General features: G+C 73.9%; 15 protein-coding genes and 1 tRNA gene. 11 read left to right on the top strand and 5 right to left on the bottom strand.

Annotation, left to right across the window (positions count from 1 at the left end; genetic code table 11):
* Nucleotides 1–482 precede the first annotated feature (482 nt).
* From crcB (IE219_RS05020) to crcB (IE219_RS05010), 3 genes are read left to right on the top strand one after another with little or no spacing between them, the layout of a single operon-like run.
* On the top strand, nt 483–896 hold the full coding sequence (gene crcB, locus IE219_RS05020) for a fluoride efflux transporter CrcB (RefSeq protein WP_189975283.1): 414 nt from the start codon (nt 483–485) through the stop codon (nt 894–896).
* Nucleotides 893–1,258: a DUF190 domain-containing protein gene (locus IE219_RS05015; RefSeq protein ID WP_189975282.1), complete on the top strand. Its 366-nt coding sequence runs from the start codon at nt 893–895 to the stop codon at nt 1,256–1,258. Before crcB (IE219_RS05020) ends, IE219_RS05015 begins: the two co-directional genes overlap by 4 nt.
* Complete coding sequence (gene crcB / locus IE219_RS05010; RefSeq protein WP_189975281.1) at nt 1,255–1,608, top strand: fluoride efflux transporter CrcB; 354 nt, start codon at nt 1,255–1,257, stop codon at nt 1,606–1,608. Before IE219_RS05015 ends, crcB (IE219_RS05010) begins: the two co-directional genes overlap by 4 nt.
* Nucleotides 1,609–1,625: 17 nt before the next feature.
* On the opposite strand, the gene pucL is transcribed toward crcB (IE219_RS05010), so the two are convergent.
* A complete protein-coding gene (gene pucL / locus IE219_RS05005) occupies nt 1,626–2,546 on the bottom strand; it encodes a factor-independent urate hydroxylase (protein ID WP_189975280.1) in 921 nt (306 codons plus the stop codon).
* A 440-nt stretch (nt 2,547–2,986) separates the two neighbouring features.
* On the opposite strand from pucL, the gene kdpF reads away from it, so the two are divergent.
* Genes kdpF through IE219_RS04985 form a run of 4 tightly spaced genes read left to right on the top strand, consistent with a single transcriptional unit; the run spans nt 2,987 to nt 7,510 of the window.
* Nucleotides 2,987–3,076: a K(+)-transporting ATPase subunit F gene (kdpF, locus tag IE219_RS05000; protein ID WP_123452475.1), complete on the top strand. Its 90-nt coding sequence runs from the start codon at nt 2,987–2,989 to the stop codon at nt 3,074–3,076.
* An 8-nt stretch (nt 3,077–3,084) separates the two neighbouring features.
* The gene (gene kdpA, locus IE219_RS04995) at nt 3,085–4,749 is read left to right on the top strand and encodes a potassium-transporting ATPase subunit KdpA (protein WP_189975279.1); all 1,665 of its coding nucleotides are present in this window, start codon (nt 3,085–3,087) and stop codon (nt 4,747–4,749) included.
* A complete protein-coding gene (gene kdpB / locus IE219_RS04990) occupies nt 4,746–6,854 on the top strand; it encodes a potassium-transporting ATPase subunit KdpB (protein ID WP_189975278.1) in 2,109 nt (702 codons plus the stop codon). The genes kdpA and kdpB overlap by 4 nt, the downstream gene beginning before the upstream one ends.
* Nucleotides 6,855–6,859: 5 nt before the next feature.
* Complete coding sequence (locus IE219_RS04985; RefSeq protein WP_189975277.1) at nt 6,860–7,510, top strand: potassium-transporting ATPase subunit C; 651 nt, start codon at nt 6,860–6,862, stop codon at nt 7,508–7,510.
* Here IE219_RS04985 and IE219_RS04980 read toward each other — a convergent pair.
* Entirely contained in the window at nt 7,504–8,685 is a 1,182-nt protein-coding gene (locus IE219_RS04980) for a winged helix DNA-binding domain-containing protein (protein ID WP_189975276.1), read from the bottom strand. The two genes, IE219_RS04985 and IE219_RS04980, sit on opposite strands and share 7 nt — an antisense overlap.
* Before the next feature lie 49 nt (nt 8,686–8,734).
* Nucleotides 8,735–10,882, bottom strand: coding sequence for an HAD-IC family P-type ATPase (locus IE219_RS04975; protein WP_189975275.1), 2,148 nt, complete (start codon nt 10,880–10,882; stop codon nt 8,735–8,737).
* 105 nt (nt 10,883–10,987) lie between these two features.
* Between IE219_RS04975 and IE219_RS04970 the strand changes: the two genes are divergently transcribed.
* From IE219_RS04970 to IE219_RS04960, 3 genes are all read left to right on the top strand, one after another.
* The gene (locus IE219_RS04970; protein WP_189975274.1) at nt 10,988–11,356 is read left to right on the top strand and encodes an ArsR/SmtB family transcription factor; all 369 of its coding nucleotides are present in this window, start codon (nt 10,988–10,990) and stop codon (nt 11,354–11,356) included.
* 203 nt (nt 11,357–11,559) lie between these two features.
* Nucleotides 11,560–12,501, top strand: a complete 942-nt coding sequence (locus tag IE219_RS04965; RefSeq protein WP_189975506.1) for a bile acid:sodium symporter — start codon at nt 11,560–11,562, stop codon at nt 12,499–12,501.
* A gap of 153 nt (nt 12,502–12,654) precedes the next feature.
* Nucleotides 12,655–13,200 carry a flavoprotein gene (locus IE219_RS04960; protein WP_189975273.1) on the top strand — a complete coding sequence of 182 codons (546 nt, stop codon included), beginning with the start codon at nt 12,655–12,657 and terminating at the stop codon, nt 13,198–13,200.
* A gap of 167 nt (nt 13,201–13,367) precedes the next feature.
* On the opposite strand, the gene IE219_RS04955 is transcribed toward IE219_RS04960, so the two are convergent.
* Together IE219_RS04955 and IE219_RS04950 are read right to left on the bottom strand one after the other, a co-directional pair.
* Nucleotides 13,368–15,221: a TerD family protein gene (locus IE219_RS04955; RefSeq protein ID WP_189975272.1), complete on the bottom strand. Its 1,854-nt coding sequence runs from the start codon at nt 15,219–15,221 to the stop codon at nt 13,368–13,370.
* Between the two features lie 189 nt (nt 15,222–15,410).
* A tRNA-Arg gene (locus IE219_RS04950) sits at nt 15,411–15,483 on the bottom strand.
* A 299-nt stretch (nt 15,484–15,782) separates the two neighbouring features.
* On the opposite strand from IE219_RS04950, the gene IE219_RS04945 reads away from it, so the two are divergent.
* Complete coding sequence (locus tag IE219_RS04945; protein ID WP_189975271.1) at nt 15,783–17,399, top strand: dynamin family protein; 1,617 nt, start codon at nt 15,783–15,785, stop codon at nt 17,397–17,399.
* Nucleotide 17,400 lies beyond the last annotated feature (1 nt).

Genomic DNA, 17,400 nt, shown 5'->3' with positions numbered 1-17,400 from the left:
CTCCGGATGGTGGCCGGACCACCTCCCCGCCCCTGACCTGCGCCGCATCCCCGTCCGTACGGGCCTTCCCCGGGTCCGAAAACGGCCCTCCGGCCCTCCGGGAGGGGCCCGGAACCCCCCTTCGGCACCCCCGGTGGTGGTCCGGCCACCTCCCCCCGGCGCGCCCGCCGGTGACCGGGCCACCCCGCCCCGCCGCCCCGGGCGCCGGCCGGGCCACCCCTGCGAAGGGCCCGCGAAGTGGCCGGTACCCGCCGCCTGGTGAAAGGTTTCAGCCAGCCCTCGGGCACCCCGAGGGGGTAACTGACAGACTCGGCGGACCGTCTTTGACCCGTCGCGCTCCGTCGCCGGACCATCGCTGAGCGAGGCGGCACGGGCCGGGCCCGGTTAATGCCCCAGGCCGGAACCGCGCCTGTGCTCCTCGCCCCGGGGCCCGTCCGCCCCGGGCGCCGTACGTCCCGCCGTTCCCCCGTAACCTGGGGAGCATGGGAATGCGGGACCAACTGCCGGTCGTCGCGGTGGTCGCCGCCGGAGGCGTGCTCGGCGCGTCCGCGCGCTACGCGGCGACCCTCGCCTGGCCCACCGCGCCCGGCACCTTCCCCTGGACGGTCTTCGCCGTCAACGCGACCGGCTGCGCCCTGCTCGGGCTGATCATGGTCCTCGCCACGGAGGCCCCGGCCGCCCCGCACCCGCTCCTGCGGCCGTTCCTCGGGACCGGCTTCTGCGGCGGCTTCACCACCTTCTCGACGTACGCGCTCGACACCCGGCGCCTGTTCGGCGCGGGCAGCGCCGTCGAGGGCGTCCTCTACCTGGGCGGGACCCTGGTCACCGCGCTCGCCGCCGTCGTGGCCGGCGTGACCGCGGGCCGGGCCCTGTGGGTACGGAAGGAGACGGCATGACGCCCCCCACCCGACGGGCCCTGCGGCTGACGGTCGTCGTCGGCGAGAACGACACCTGGCACCACCGCCCGCTCTACACCGAGGTCGTGCACCGCGCCCACGCCGCCGGGCTCGCCGGCGCCTCCGTCTTCCGGGGCGTCGAGGGCTTCGGCACCGGCTCCCTCATCCACACCACCCGCATCCTGTCGCTCAGCGAGGACCTGCCGGTCGCCGTCCTGATCGTCGACGAGGAGGAGCGGATCCGGGCCTTCCTGCCCGAACTCGACACGCTGGTGCCGGACGGCCTGGTCGTCCTCGACGCCTGCGAGGTGGTGCGCAGGCCGGGCCGCGGCGACGCGCCGGAAGGGACCCCCGCCCGGTGAACTGGCTGCTCGTCGCGGTCGGCGCCGCCGTCGGCGCGCCCCTGCGCTACCTCACCGACCGGGCCGTCCAGTCCCGCCACGACTCGGTCTTCCCCTGGGGGACCTTCATCGTCAACGTGGTGGGCTCCTTCGTCCTCGGGCTGCTCACCGGCGTCACCTCGGCCCGGGCCCAACTGCTGCTCGGCACCGGCCTGTGCGGCGCCCTCACCACGTACTCCACCTTCTCCTACGAGACGCTGAAGCTGTACGAGGGCGGCGCCAGGGGCTACGCGGTCCTGAACGCGGCCGGCAGCCTGGCCGCCGGGCTCGGAGCCGTCTGGCTCGGAACCGCGGTGGCCGGACCGCTGTAGCCCCCGGGGCCCGTGCGTCAGGCGGTGATCCAGTCGCTGGTGGCGATCACCGGCTGGACGCCGTCGCGGTGGACGGTGCCCTCGATGAGGCCGTACATGCGGTCCGCCGCGAAGTACACCTCGTTGTCGTTCTTCAGGCCGAAGGGCTCCAGGTCCACCAGGAAGTGGTGCTTGTTCGGCAGGTTGAGCCGCACCTCGTTGACGCTCGGCACGTGGTCCAGGACCCGGCAGGCCATCGCGTGCAGCGTCTGCTGGAGCGAGTGGCTGTACGTCTCCGCGAACGTCTCCAGCAGGTGCCGGCGGGCCTTCGCGTACGACCGGTCCCAGTCGTGCTCCGGGTCCCCCGCCGCCGTGGCCGAGTGCGCCCAGCGGGCGGTGACCTTCGTCGCCAGGATGCGGTCGTACGCCTCCTGGAGCGTCGTGTACCCGTCCTTGAGGAAGCCGTGGAACTCGGAGCCGGTCGAGTTCATCACGGTCAGGTCCTTCAGCCCGGACAGCACCTGGAGGCCGGTGGTCTCCGAGTAGGTGACCTGCGCGGTGCGCACCTCCTGGCCCTTGCGGACGAAGGAGTGCTGCTCCTTGCGGGTCGGGACCGGGACGCGCTCCCAGGCGAACTCCTCGACGCGGATCTGCGCCTCGCGGATCACGGGCTGGGAGGTCACGAAGTGCTTGGCGAGGAGGATCGCGAACGCCTCGGGGGAGGCGATGCCGTGCTCCTTGGCGAAGGCGTAGACCGTGTTCTTGGTGGTGTCGGTCGGCAGGCAGTTGCCGTTGTCGCCGGTCAGGTGCACCTCGCGGTACTCGCCGCGCAGCGCCACCGACACGTTCAGGTCGCGGATCTCGTGCCAGGCGCCGTCCTCGCCGCCCTTCCGGGAGACGTGGACGACGCGGTTCTCCGCCTTGCCGTACTGGTTCTGGGCCAGAACGTGCTTGCTCATGCAGCTCAACTCCTGCGGGTACGTGGATAACGGGGTATCCCGTACGCCCGGCGTCCAGCGCGCCCGCGTCCCGCGGTGGTGCGCTCCCCGCCGTCCGGCCCGTGAACGGCGGACCGCCCCGGGACTGACGAGCATCCCGGTCCGTAGGTGTGGCTCGACCATAAGTGCGATCACGGTGGCTGGCAATGGCCGGTCCGCGGCCCCGCCCGCGTCAGGGCGGCGTCAAGAGCCGTAGGGGAAGCGTCAAGACGGATGCGGGGCGCGTCAGGGGAGCGTCAACGGCGGGAGCCGTCCGCCCCGGGAGGGGTTTTCCTCGACTCGTCCGAGAATCCGCCCCCCTTACATCCACGGGAGCTCACGATGGCCGACCTGGTCTTCGTCACCGCCACGATCGCGGTCTTCGCGCTGGTGGCGCTCATCGCCAAGGGGGTGGCGAAGCTGTGAGTGCCGAGAACGTCGTCGGCCTGCTCGTCGCCGCCGCCCTGCTGGGCTATCTCGTCCTCGCCCTCGTCAAGCCCGAGAGGTTCTGAGCACCGAGATGAGTCCCGTCCTCGCTGGAGTCCTCCAGCTCCTCGCGCTCGTCGCCACCCTCGGCCTGTCCTACCGGCCGCTGGGCGACCACATGGCGCGCGTCTACTCCTCGGAGCGCCACCTGCGCCCCGAGAAGTGGATCTACCGGGCGATCGGCGCCCGCCCGGACACCGGGATGCGCTGGCCGGCGTACCTGCGCGGCGTCCTCGCCTTCTCCGCCGTGAGCGTCCTCTTCCTCTACCTGCTCCAGCGCGCGCAGGGCTCGCTGCCCGGCTCCCTCGGCTTCGTGTCGATCGACCCGGACCAGGCGTTCAACACCGCCGCCTCGTTCGTGGCCAACACCAACTGGCAGTCGTACGCGGGCGAGCAGGCCATGGGCCACGTCGTGCAGACCGGCGGCCTGGCGGTGCAGAACTTCGTGTCGGCGGCCGTCGGCATGGCGGTCGCGGTCGCGCTGGTCCGCGGCTTCGCCCGGACCCGCACCGGCGAGCTGGGCAACTTCTGGGCCGACCTGGTCCGGGGCGTGGTGCGCATCCTGCTGCCGATCTCGGTGATCGGCGCCCTGGTCCTGGTCGCCTGCGGCGCGATCCAGAACTTCTCCGGCATCCACGAGGTCGGCCAGTTCACCGGCGGCACGCAGCAGTGGAACGGCGGCGCGGTGGCCTCGCAGGAGGTCATCAAGGAACTGGGCACCAACGGCGGCGGCTACTTCAACGCCAACTCCGCCCACCCCTTCGAGAACCCGAACGGGCTGTCCAACCTCTTCGAGATCTACCTGATCCTCGTCATCCCCTTCGCGCTGACCCGCACCTTCGGCCGCATGGTCGGCTCGCTCCGGCAGGGCTACGCGATCCTCGGCACGATGGCCGTCATCTGGCTCGGCTTCACCGCCCTGATGATGTGGACCGAATTCGCCCACAAGGGGACGGCGTTCGAGCTCGCGGGCGGCGCCATGGAAGGCAAGGAGACCCGCTTCGGCATCGCCGGCTCGTCCCTCTTCGCCGTCGCCACCACCCTCACCTCCACGGGCGCGGTGAACTCCTTCCACTCCTCCTACACCGGCTTCGGCGGCGGCCTCACCCTGCTCGGGATGCAGCTCGGCGAGATCGCCCCCGGCGGCGTCGGCTCCGGCCTGTACGGCATGCTGGTCATGGCGGTCATCGCCGTCTTCCTCGCCGGCCTGATGGTCGGCCGCACCCCCGAGTACCTCGGCAAGAAGATCGGCACCCGCGAGATCAAGCTCGCCGCCTGCTACCTCCTGGTCACCCCGGCGCTCGTGCTCGGCTTCACCGCCGTCGCCCTGGCCCTGCCGACCCCGCCGCACTCGATGACCAACTCCGGCGCGCACGGCTTCTCCGAGATCCTGTACGCCTACACCTCCGGCGCCAACAACAACGGCTCCGCCTTCGCCGGCCTCAACGCCGACACCCCGTGGTTCAACGCCACGATCGGCCTCGCCATGCTCCTCGGCCGCTTCCTGCCGATGGTGTTCGTCCTCGCGCTGGCCGGCGCGCTCGCCGAACAGCGGCCCGTGCCCGTGACGGCCGGCACCCTGCGCACCGAGAAGCCCCTCTTCGCGGGCCTGCTCGTCGGCACGATCGGCATCGTCACCGGCCTCACCTACTTCCCGGCACTCGCCCTGGGACCGCTCGCCGAAGGGCTCGCAGCATGAGCACCACCAGTCCCGTCCGACCCCCGCGCACCGAGGGTCCCGCCGACCGGCCCCGGGCCGGAGCGGGCCGGAACGGCGGCGGACTCCTCGACCCCGAGCAGTTCCTCGCCGCGCTCCCGGACGCCTTCCGGAAGCTCGACCCGCGCGTGATGATCACGTCGCCCGTCATGTTCGTGGTGCTGGTCGGTTCGGTGGTCACCACCGGCCTCGCCGCCGCCCACCCCACCGACTGGTTCGGCTGGGCGATCACCGCCTGGCTGTGGGCCACCACCCTCTTCGCCAACCTCGCCGAGGCCGTCGCCGAGGGGCGCGGCAAGGCGCAGGCCGACAGCCTGCGCCGGACCAGGACGGACACCGTCGCCCGCCGGCTGACCGGCACCGGCGAGGAGCGGGTGCCCGGCACCGAACTGGCGGTCGGCGACCGGGTGGTGTGCGAGGCGGGCGACGTCATCCCCGGCGACGGCGACGTCGTCGAGGGCGTGGCCTCCGTGGACGAGTCCGCCGTCACCGGCGAGTCCGCGCCCGTCATCCGCGAGTCCGGCGGCGACCGGTGCGCCGTCACCGGCGGCACCAAGGTCCTCTCCGACCGGATCGTCGTCCGCGTCACGGCGAAGCCCGGCGAGACCTTCATCGACCGCATGATCGGCCTGGTCGAGGGCGCCGCCCGGCAGAAGACGCCGAACGAGGTCGCCCTCAACATCCTCCTCGCCTCCCTGACCATCGTCTTCCTGCTCGCCGTTGTCACCCTCAAGCCCTTCGCGATCTACGCCGGGGCCGACGCGCAGACCTCCCTCGTCGTCCTCACCGCCCTCCTGGTCTGCCTGATCCCGACGACCATCGGGGCCCTGCTCTCCGCCATCGGCATCGCGGGCATGGACCGGCTGGTGCAGCGCAACGTCCTCGCCATGTCGGGCCGGGCCGTCGAGGCGGCCGGGGACGTCTCCACGCTGCTGCTCGACAAGACCGGCACGATCACCCTGGGCGACCGGCAGGCCGCCGAGTTCGTGCCCGTGCGCGGCACCACCGCCGCCGCGCTGGCCGGCGCCGCCCAGCTGTCGTCCCTCGCCGACGAGACCCCCGAGGGCCGTTCGGTCGTCGTCCTCGCGAAGGAGAAGTACGGCCTGCGGGAGCGCCGGCAGGGCGAACTGTCCGGTGCCGAGTGGATCGGGTTCACCGCCCAGACCCGCATGTCGGGTGTCGACGTGGACGGACGCGAGGTCCGCAAGGGCGCGACCGGTTCGGTCGTCGCGTGGGTGAGGGAGCGGGGCGGGACCGTCGCCGAGGACGCGCAGGCGCTCGCGGACCGGATCTCCCAAGCCGGTGGCACGCCGCTGCTCGTGGCCGTGCACGACGCCGAGGGCGCCAGGGTTCTCGGTGTCGTCCACCTCAAGGACGTCGTCAAGGAGGGCATGCGCGAGCGGTTCGCCGAGCTGCGCCGGATGGGCATCAGGACCGTCATGATCACGGGCGACAACCCGCTGACCGCGAAGGCCATCGCCGAGGAGGCGGGCGTCGACGACTTCCTCGCCGAGGCCACCCCCGAGGACAAGATGGCCCTCATCAAGCGGGAGCAGGCGGGCGGCAAGCTGGTCGCGATGACCGGCGACGGCACCAACGACGCCCCCGCGCTCGCCCAGGCCGACGTCGGCGTGGCGATGAACACGGGCACGTCGGCCGCGAAAGAGGCCGGCAACATGGTGGACCTCGACTCCGACCCGACCAAGCTCATCGAGATCGTCGAGATCGGCAAGCAGCTCCTCATCACCCGGGGCGCGCTGACCACCTTCTCCCTCGCCAACGACGTCGCGAAGTACTTCGCGATCATCCCCGCGATGTTCGCCGTCGCCCACCCGAGCCTCGACCGGCTCAACATCATGGGCCTGCACTCGCCCGAGACCGCGATCCTCTCCGCCGTGATCTTCAACGCGCTGATCATCGTGGCCCTCGTCCCGCTGGCCCTGAAGGGCGTGCGCCACCGGCCGTCCAGCGCCGACGCGCTGCTCCGCCGCAACCTCGCGGTCTACGGACTCGGCGGCCTGGTGGCGCCCTTCGCCGGCATCAAACTCATCGACCTGCTCCTCTCCCTCGTCCCCGGGATCGGCTGACCGCCATGAACCACTCCGTAGGAAACACGGGCCGCCTGCTGGCCGCGGGCCTGCGCGCCCTCCTCGTCCTGACCCTGGTCTGCGGCGTCCTCTACCCGCTCGCCGTCACCGGGATCGCCCGACTCGCCTTCCCCGGCCGGGCGAACGGCTCCGAGCTGCGGGACGCGGACGGGCGGACCGTCGGCTCCTCGCTCATCGGCCAGACCTACCTCGCCGGAGACGCCCCCGACCTCCGCTGGTTCCAGCCCCGCCCCTCCCGCGGCCTGGGCACCAACAGCGCCAACACCCGCTACGACCTGGTCCTCTCCGGCGCCACCAACCGCTCCGGCGACAACGCGGACCTGATCGGGTGGGTCACCGACGCGAAGGCGGCCGTCGTCCGGGACAACTCGGTGGCCGGACACACCGTGCGCCCCGAGGACGTGCCCGCCGACGCGGTCACCTCCTCCGGCTCCGGCCTCGACCCGCACATCTCCCCGGAGTACGCGAGGCTCCAGGTCCACCGGGTCGCCGCGCGCAACGGCCTCGCCGTCGCCCGGGTCGACCGGCTCGTCGCCGCCCACACCGACGGCCGGATCCTCGGCTTCATCGGCGAACCCCGCGTCAACGTCCTCGAACTCAACGTGGCACTGAAGGAATTGGCGGACCGTCAGTAGGGAAGGAGGCGGGTCTCGACCGCCGGGACGCCCTTCGCCCACCAGTGGTCGAAGCGCCCGTACACCCGGGGGTCGCGGTCGGCGAGCATCGCGCCCAGCGACGCCGCCTCGGCCGCGAGCCCGGCCCACTCCCCGGCCGCCAGCGGACGGAAGGCGGACGCCTCGATCCCGCCCGGCACCGGCCGCCAGACCCCGGCCACGTACCCGTCGACGAGGAGGGTGGGCAGCGAGTCCCCGTTGTTCCGTATGACCTCCTTGCGGTAGGCGGGCGGGATGATCCGGGAGCGGTCCGCGTACGCGAGGAGCGTGCTGTCCCACATCGCCATCAGGCGCGGCGGGGCGGGCGTCTCCCCGTCCGGGCGGACGGCGCCCGGCAGGTCGTACAGCACCGTGCCGTCCGGACCGGCCAGGACCTCCGCCGTCCCGGCCCGGACGAGGGCGTCGAGCGCGGTACGGGCCCGGCCGCGCTGCACCAGCGCGAACTGGGCCAGGTCCGCCGCCGACGCGGGCCCGAAGCCCGCCAGGTAGCGGCCGGCCAGCGTCTCCAGGCCCTCGGCCGCCGCCTCCGGGGCGGTCGGCACCGGCTCGGGGGCGGCGGCGACGAAGCCGGGGGAGGAGCCGTACGACCAGGGCGGACCGGTCGGCACGTACCAGAGGGGCGCGTACTGGCGCAGCAGCCGCCAGGCGACCGGGGTGAGGCCCACCCCGCCCCAGCCCTCCCCGCACCGGGCCTGGAGCTCGGCCCCGGTGCGCGGCCGGGCCGCGTAGGCGAGCAGCTCCGGCAGCAGCCGGTCGGCGTCCTCCGGGGTGAGCCCGGCCTCCGCGAACCGCCGGTCCCGCAGCCGGCTGCCGCGCAGCGTCGGCTCCATCGCCACCCGGAACGGGCCGTGGTCGTCGACGTGCACCAGGTGCAGGGTGATCCGCATCAGCGTCGAGCGGACCAGCCGGAAGCCGTCGACGGCGGCGTCGACCAGAGCCGGGTCGAAGCCCTCCAGCCGGTTCCACAGCGCCACGTACGGCGAACCCGGCAGCTGCGCCTGGAGCGCCACTACCCGCCGGACCGCCTCCTCGACGCCGAGCGGCTCCCGGGCGAGCAGCACCTGCCGGGCGAGGGTGGCCCGGTTGAGGGCGCGGGCGGTGAGCGGGGGAGGGGCGGCGGAGCCGGTCGTGGTCATGGCCCCGATTGTGGCCCGGGGCACCGACAGGAGGGGCGGTTTCCGCCCCTCACGGGGCTTCCGTCACCGCGCGCGGGCCCGGGGAGAACGGGGGGCGCGGCCAGGCGGCCTCGCGGAGCAGCCGCAGGCCGTTGAGGCCGACGAGGACCGTGGAGCCCTCGTGCCCGGCGACGCCGAGCGGCAGCGGCAGCGTGCCGATCAGGTCCCAGGCGACCAGGACGGCGATGAACGCCCCCGCGATCACCAGGTTCTGCACGACGAGCCGGTGCGCGGCCCGGGAGAGGGCGACGACGGCGGGGACGGCGGCCAGTTCGTCCCGGACGACGACGGCGTCCGCGGTCTCCAGGGCGAGGTCGGAACCGGTCCGGCCCATCGCCACCCCGCAGTGGGCGGCGGCCAGCGCGGGCGCGTCGTTGACGCCGTCGCCGACGACCAGGACCCGGCGGCCCGCCGCCTCCCACTCCCGGACCGCCGCCGCCTTCTCGCCGGGCAGCAGCCCCGCCCGCACGTCGGTGATGCCGACCCGCTCGGCGACGTGCTGCGCCGCGCGCTCGTTGTCGCCGGTCAGCAGGGCCGGGGCGCGGCCGGTGAGCCGGGTCAGCGCGGCCACCGTCCCGGCGGCACCGGGCCGCAGCCGGTCGGCGACGGCGAGGAGACCCGCCGGGCGCCCGTCCAGGACCACCGCCACCACGGTCTTCCCGGCCTCCTCCAGTTCCCGCGCCGGGCCCGCGTGGGCGCCGTCGGGCAGCAGGCGGGCGGGGGCGCCGACCTCGATCCGGTGCCCGTCGACGGTGGCGGCGACGCCCCGCCCGGGGGTGGCGGCGAACGCGTCGGCGGGGGACAGGACGAGGCCCCGTTCGAGGGCGGCGCCGACGATCGCGCGGGCCAGCGGATGCTCGCTGCCGTGCTCGGCGGAGGCGGCGAGCCGGAGCAGCCGGTCGGCGGCGGGGCCGTTCCCGCTCTCCGGCCGCCGGTCGGCGCCGAGGCCGTTCCCGCTTCCCGTCCGTCGGCGGGCGTCGGCCCCGCTCCCCGGCCGCCCGTCGGTCCCGCTTTTCGGCCGCCCGTCGGGATCGGAGCCGTACACCCCCTCTTCCTTCCCGGTCGGGGACGGGGCGGGCAGGGGGACGACGTCGGTGAGGCGGGGGGTGCCCTCCGTGAGGGTGCCGGTCTTGTCGAGGGCGACGGTGTCGACCCGCCCGAGCCGCTCCATCACGACGGCGGACTTGGCGAGGACGCCGTGCCGGCCCGCGTTGGCGATGGCGGAGAGGAGCGGCGGCATGGTGGAGAGGACGACCGCGCACGGCGAGGCGACGATCATGAAGGTCATGGCCCGCAGCAGGGCCGGTTCCAGCGCGTCGCCGAGGGCGAGCGGCACGGCGAAGACGGCGAGCGTGGCGGCGACCATGCCGAGCGCGTACCGCTGCTCGACCTTCTCCACGAAGAGCTGGGTCGGCGCCTTCGTCCGGGACGCCTCCTCGACCATCCGCACGATCCGGGCGATCACCGAGTCCTCCGGGTCGCGGCCGACCCGCACGCGCAGGACGCCGGTGCCGTTGACCGTCCCGGCGAACACCTCGTCGCCCGCCTCCCGCACCACCGGCAGCGGTTCGCCCGTGATGCCGGCCTGGTCCACCTCGCTCACCCCGCCGACGACCGTGCCGTCCGCGCCGATCCGCTCCCCGGGCCGCACCAGCACGGTGTCGCCGACGGCGAGCAGCCCGGCCTCGACGGTCTCCTCGGAGCCGTCGGCGCGCAGCCGGGTGGCGGTGGCGGGCGCGAGGTCGAGCAGCCCGCGCACCGAGTCCTCGGTACGGGCGGTCGCGACGGCCTCCAGGGCGCCCGAGGTCGCGAAGATGACGATGAGGAGCGCGCCGTCGAGGACCTGCCCGATCGCGGCGGCGCCGAGCGCGGCGACCACCATCAGCAGGTCCACGTCGAGGGTCCGCTCCCGCAGCGCCCGCAGCCCCTCCAGGCCCGGCTCCCAGCCGCCGGTCGCGTAGGCGGCGGCGAAGAGGGTCCCCCACAGCCAGCCGGGCCCGTCCAGCAGGTACGGCGGGAGGGCGAGAAGGAACAGGGCGAGCGATGCGGCGGCCCACCGGGCCTCCGGCAGCGCGAGGACGCGGGTGCGGCGGCGGGCCGGGAGCGGGCGGGGGGCGTCGCCCGCCGGGGCGGGGCGCTGGTCCAGGGAGGAGGGCATGGCGGAGCGACCCTTCGCGGGCAGGCGGCATCGACCCCTTCACCATACCGGAACACCTGAAGAGCTATTCAGGTGTCAGTGATGCGCCGTCCGTATGATGGCCGCATGGGCCACGGAACCGACGCCGCCACCGGCACCACCCCCCGCGAGCGGCTCGACGCCGTCGGCACCGCCGACGTCGCCGCCACCCTCCAGGCCCTCGCCACCCCCTCCCGCCTGTACATCCTCGCCAGGCTCCAGGAAGGCCCCTGCGCGGTCGGCGAACTCGCCGAAGCCGTCGGCATGGAGCCCTCCGCCTGCTCCCACCAGCTCCGCCTGCTCCGCAACCTCGGCCTCGTCACCGGCGAACGCCGGGGCCGCTCGGTCGTCTACGCCCTCTATGACAACCACGTCGCGGAACTCCTCGACCAGGCCCTCTACCACGTCGAACACCTCCGGCTGGGCGTCCGCGACACCCCGTCGGGGACGGTGTGACCGTCCCCCTCCACGGAGGGCCGGGACGGGGCACGCGCTGAACACGGGACGTGCGGTGTTGGATTACGAGGCGCGGGGCGCGGGACGCGCGGGGCGCCGGGTGCGGGACGTGCGGTGTTGGATTACGGGGCGCGGACGGCAAGGGACGAGGAGCGGGGAACGGCGTGGGGCAGCAGCGGGCGGGCAAGGGGCCGGTCGAGCGGATGGAGGACCACCAGGTCGCGGTCTACCTCGCGGCGATGGCGGCCGGCGGGCTGCTGGGACGGCTCGCCCCGGACCTCGGCCCCGGCCTCGCACACGCCATCAACCCGGTCCTCGGCGCCCTCCTCTTCGTGACCTTCCTCCAGGTCCCGGCCGCCGACCTGGCCCGCTCGCTGCGCGACGGCCGGTTCCTGGCGGCGGCCCTGGTGGTGAACTTCGCCGTCGTCCCGCTCGTGGTGGCCGCGATGTTCACGTTCCTCCCGGCCGACCAGGCGGTCCGCCTCGGCGTCCTGCTGGTGCTGCTCTGCCCCTGCGTCGACTACGTGATCGTCTTCTCGGGCCTGGCGGGCGGCTCCAGCCGCCGCCTGCTCGCCGCCACCCCGCTGCTCCTGGTGGCGCAGATGCTGCTGCTCCCGGTCCTCCTCTACCTCTTCATGGGCGCGGAACTGGCCGACGTGGTGGAGGTCCGGCCCTTCCTGGAGGCGTTCCTCTTCCTCATCGCCGTCCCGCTGGCCCTGGCCTGGGCGCTCCAGGCGTGGGCGGCCCGCCGCCCGGCGGGCGAGCGGGTCTCGGCCGCGGCGACCACGACGATGGTTCCGCTGATGGCCGCGACCCTCCTCACGGTCGTCGCCTCCCAGGTGCCGAAACTCGGCGACAGCCTCACCGACGTCGCCGCCGTCGTCCCCTTCTACGCGGCCTTCCTCGTGGTCATGGCCTTCGCGGGCAAGGCCGTCGCCCGCCTCTTCCGCCTCGACACGGGCGGCGCGCGGGCGATCGTCTTCACCGGCGCCACCCGCAACTCCCTGGTCGTCCTCCCCCTGGCCCTGGCCCTCCCCGACGGCCTCGCGGTCGCGGCCGCGGCGGTCGTCACCCAGACCCTGGTCGAGGTCCTCGGCATGATCGCGTACGTACGGCTCGTTCCGCGCCTGATTCCGGCACGCTGACGGTTCGACGGCCTGACGCCCTGACGTCCTGACGCCCGGGAGTCCTGATGCCCTGATGCTTTTGGAGTCCCGGAGTCCCGGAGTCCCGCTCCCGGTTCTCCGGTGCCTGACACCCTGGGGAGGTCCCCCCTCCGCAGAGTCCAGGGAGTCCGCATGACAGAGACCGCACGGCCGTTCCTGTACGTCGTCGTCTGCGCCGCCGGCATCGCCCGCGAGACCGACCGGCTGATCACCGCCGCGCGGGAACGCGGCTGGGACGTCGGCGTCATCGCCACCCCCCAGGGCCTCGCCTTCCTCGACCCCGAGGCGATCGAGGCGACGACCGGCCACCCGGTCCGCTCGGCCTGGCGCACCCCCGACGCGCCGCGCCCCCTCCCGCCCGCCGACGCCATCGCCGTCGCGCCCGCCACCTTCAACACCGTCAACAAGTGGGCGGCGGGCATCGCCGACACCCTCGCCCTGGCCATCCTGTGCGAGGCGTACGGCACGGGGACCCCGACCGCCGTCCTCCCGCACGTGAACGCCGCCCTGTCCGCCCACCCGGCCTACGTCCGCAGCCTGGAGCAACTGCGCGCGATGGGCGTCCGGTTCGGCACCTCCGGCCCCCACCCGCCGACAACGGGCGACCAGGTCCCCTTCCCCTGGGAAGAGGCGCTGGACCTCCTGGAGGGGGAACGCGCGGCTCCCTCTCCGCGATGATCCGGACCACGGAGCGGAGCCCGTGAGGACATGGGGCCGGTCGCGGGCCCACGACCGGCCGACGGAGACGACCGCCCGGAACCCCGGCCCTCCGGAGGCGCTTCGTGGCCTCTCGCGTCCGGCGGACCGGGGCGCTCCCTCCCCGTCATCCGGCAGGTGGCGAGGAACTACTCCACGTCGACGCCGTATCCACGCACGAGGCTCTCCAGACCGTGGTCGTAGCCCTGGCCGACGGCGCGGAAGCGCCACTTCGGGCCCCGGCGGTAGACCTCGGCGAGGAGCAGGGTGCGCTCGCTGGTGGCGGCGTCCAGGGTCGCCTGAGCCGTGGTCGGAGCGTCCACCCCCGGCGCGAGGGTCACCTGGACCGCCCCGATGTCCCCGAAGGTGGCGGCACCGTCGATGGCGGCGGCGATCGCGATCCGGTGGGCGGCGGGAGGCAGTGCCGCGAGGTCGACGGCGATGGTCTGCTCCGTCGGGCCGTCGCAGAGGAGACGGACGGCTCCGTCGGGACTTTCCGGCGCGCTGTAGAAGACGAAGTCCCCGTCGCAGGAGACCTGCCCGTCCTCGTCGAGGACGAAGGCGACGACGTCGATCTCGCAGTTCGGCTGTTGCGCCCAGGAGGCACTCACATGCCAGTGGCCGGCGGTGGGCGGGGCGGGGAGGTCGATGACTCCGCCGCGCGGCAGGACATCGGCCGCCGCACCGCCCCGGGCGAGGGCGGCGGCCGGCTCGGAGGCGGAGGCCCCGAGCCAGTCGCTCGCGTGGACCGGAAGCTCCAGCGCGGTGACGCGGGTCATCCGGCGGTCGCGTTCGCCCCCGGGGAAGAGGACGACGTCGGTGACGCTCGCCGAGAGGTTGATCGCGGCTGCCCCGCCCAGCTCGACGACCCTGGCCCGGGCGGCGGACGCCTCCTCGTGGGTGCCGCCCAGGACCAGGACCCGCCGACGGCCGAACGGCCTGACGGAATGCTTGGGCCCGGGCCGCCCGGGCGCCGGCACGTCAGCGACAGCCGCGGTCGCGGTCGTGGCGGGGGACGGCGTCGGTGCAGCGGGCGGTGCGGCCGGGGCCGCCGCTTCCGGAGCCTTCTTCGCATCCTGGCTCTCGTGCGGTGTTCCGGAACGCACCTCGTCCAGCATCCCGAGGAACGTGCGCTCGTCGATGACCGTGACGCCTTCGGCGATCGCCCGCCGCGCCTTCGCCGAACCCGAGGCCCCGTCATTGGTGACGAGCACGCTGGTGTGCCGGCTGACCGACGACATGACGTTCAGACCGGCGGCGACGGCCCGGGCCACCAGCTCGGCCCGGGAGGTCTCCGTCTCACCCGTGAGGGCGACCTTCATGCCCTGGACGAGCTGATCGCCGGGTGCCAGACGGCCCGGATTCCGGTAGGCGCACGGAGTCTTCGGCGGACTCGGCGCGAACCGCGGATCCTGCCGGGGAGGGCAGGGCACCAGCGGCAACGGCACGTCCAGCCGTGCGGCTTCGGCGAGGGAGGAGCGGAGGATGCCCGCGAGGACGCGGGTGTCGTCCAGCGCGTCATGAGCGCTGGTCTGCGGCACACCGTAGTGAGCGGCCAGCGACGCCAGGCTGAGGTCGGCGGCGGGCGGTTCCACCCGCCGGTTCAGGGCCAGGGTGCACAGGCGCCGGGTGACCGGAAGATGGAGCCGGGCACGGGCGAACTCGTGGGCCAGGAAGTCGTAGTCGAACTGCGCGTTGTGCGCCACCATGACGCGGTCCCGCAGGAGCGCGCCGATCCGCCCGGCCACCTGCTCGAAGGTCGGGGCGCCGCTCAGCCGTTCCGCGGTCAGACCGTGGACGTGCACGGGACCGGGATCGCAGCCCGGGTTCAGCAGGGTCGAGTACTCGCCGGTCGGACTTCCGTCCGGCGCGAAGGTCAGCACCGCGATCGAGAGGATCCGGTCACGCCGGGCGACCAGGCCGGACGTCTCGACGTCGACCAGAGCCCAGTCGTGCGCGTAGTCGGGCAGATGTGACACGTCGAGCGCGGCGGCGAGAGGCATGACGGTAAGGATGATCCGGGCACCACCGCGACTTCAACCCGAATGCCGATTTGTCCTCTCGAACCTACGGAGAGCCCCTCCCGAAGCCCCCACCGCCATACCGAACAACCACCGGAGGCAACAGATCGCGCCCCCGATCCCTTGCCCCACCAGCAAAAAGACCCTCCCGAAGGAGGGTCCTCGCTCGTGCGCCCCCGGCAGGACTCGAACCTGCGGCCAAGTGCTTAGAAGGCACCTGCTCTATCCGCTGAGCTACGGGGGCCGGTGGTGGCCGTGGGCCTGGTGGCCCGGGTGGGTGGGGTGGGGCTGCCGGGACAAGGATAGGGCTCCGACCGCCTTGGCCCGGTTGCTTCGCCTGCGTGACACGATGTGGAGGTTCGGTGAAGCGAACCGATAATCGCAGGCAGGTGCGATTCGCGCAGCGCTTTTCGCGCCGCACGCGGCGGGTGTTGTGCAGTCGTTATGCCCGGGGTTCAGGTTCCCGCTCCCTTCTTCGGCGCGCAGGGTGGTCATACGCTTCAAAAACGCTCATAAATTGGGCATTCTTCGCATGTGGTGACCTTGGACGAACGGCCTCAGCTGATCGACGCACTCTCCGCCCTGCGCGACCGAGTCGCGGCCGTGCGTCTTCCCCTTCCCCTTCCCGACGCGTCGCGCGCCCGGCAGACCCGGGCCGAGCTGCTCGCGCAGCTCGACGACTACCTGGTGCCGCGCCTCAAGGACCCGGACGCGCCGCTGCTGGCGGTGGTGGGCGGGTCGACGGGGGCCGGGAAGTCGACGCTCGTCAACTCGCTGATCGGACGCCGGGTCAGCGAGGCGGGGGTGCTGCGGCCGACCACGCGGACGCCGGTGCTCGTGTGCCACCCGGAGGACCAGCACTGGTTCGCCGGGCTGCGCGTGCTGCCGCAGCTGACCCGGGTGTGGCTACCGCAGGCGGACGAGGAGCACCCGGTGGAGGAACCGGCCGAGGCGAACGCGCTGCGGGTGGAGACCGCCGCGACGCTGCCCCGGGGCCTCGCGCTGCTCGACGCCCCCGACATCGACTCGCTCGTCGTCGAGAACCGGCTGCTCGCCGCCGAGTTGATGTGCGCCGCCGACATCTGGGTGATGGTCACCACCGCCTCCCGGTACGCCGACGCCGTGCCCTGGCACCTGCTCCGTACCGCCAAGGAGTACGACGCCACCCTCGTCACCGTCCTGGACCGGGTCCCGCACCAGATCGTCGGTGAGGTGTCGCGGCAGTTCGGGGCGCTCCTGGAGCGGGCCGGGCTCGGGGGCGTACCGAGGTTCACCATCCCCGAACTGCCCGAGTCCACCGGGGGCGGCAGCGGGCTGCTGCCGGAGAGCGCGGTGGCCGCGCTGCGGGCGTGGCTCGCGCACCGGGCCGAGGACCCGGCCGCGCGCCAGCAGGTCGTCTTCCGTACCGCCTCCGGCGTCATCGACTCCCTCGACACCCGGCTGCCCGAGCTGGCGGGCGCCGTCGCCGCCCAGTACGCCGCCGCCGTACGGCTCGGGACGGCCGTCGAGAAGGCGTACGGCGGGGAAGGCGCGCGGGTGCGCAAGGAGTTGGGGAAGGGCGCGGTCCTCGCGGGGGACGCCCGCGCGCGCTGGCGGGCCTACCCGCGCGACAGCACGGCCGACGAACTCCTCGACGCGCTCACCGAGTCCCTCGCCGCCCTCCTGCACTGCGCCGTCGCCGCCGCCGAGGAGCGGATCCGCGAGGCGCACCGCCGCGAGCCCGCCGCCGGAGCGCTGGGGAACGCGCCCGCCGGCGCCGACCGGGAGATCGCCGAACGGATCGGCCTGGAGGCCCGGCGCTGGCGGCGGGTCCTGGAGGAGCTGGCGGAGGAGGAGGTACGGAACGTGGAGAAGCCCGCCGGGTCCCGCGCCGCGCGGGCCGCGCTGCCCGACGCCGGGACCGTCGCCGCCCTCCTCGCCGCCTCCCTGCTCGGCGGCCGCCGCGCCCGCCCGGCGGGCGAGCGCCTCGCCGAACTCCTCGGCGCCCAGGCCGCGCTGCGCCTGCGCGACCAGGGCGGCGACCTGGTCCTCACCCTCGTGGACCGGGTCCTGCACGCCGAGCGCGACCGGCGCCTCGCCCCCCTCGACGCCCTCGGCGTCACCCCCGAGCCGCAGGCGGAGCTGATCGCCGCGCTCTCCGTACTCCAGAAGGAGAAGTGAC

Origin of the sequence: Streptomyces termitum, assembly GCF_014650175.1 — a bacterium.
GTDB classification, from domain to species: Bacteria; Actinomycetota; Actinomycetes; order Streptomycetales; family Streptomycetaceae; genus Streptomyces; species Streptomyces termitum.
This window is presented reverse-complemented; position numbering and strand designations above follow the sequence as displayed.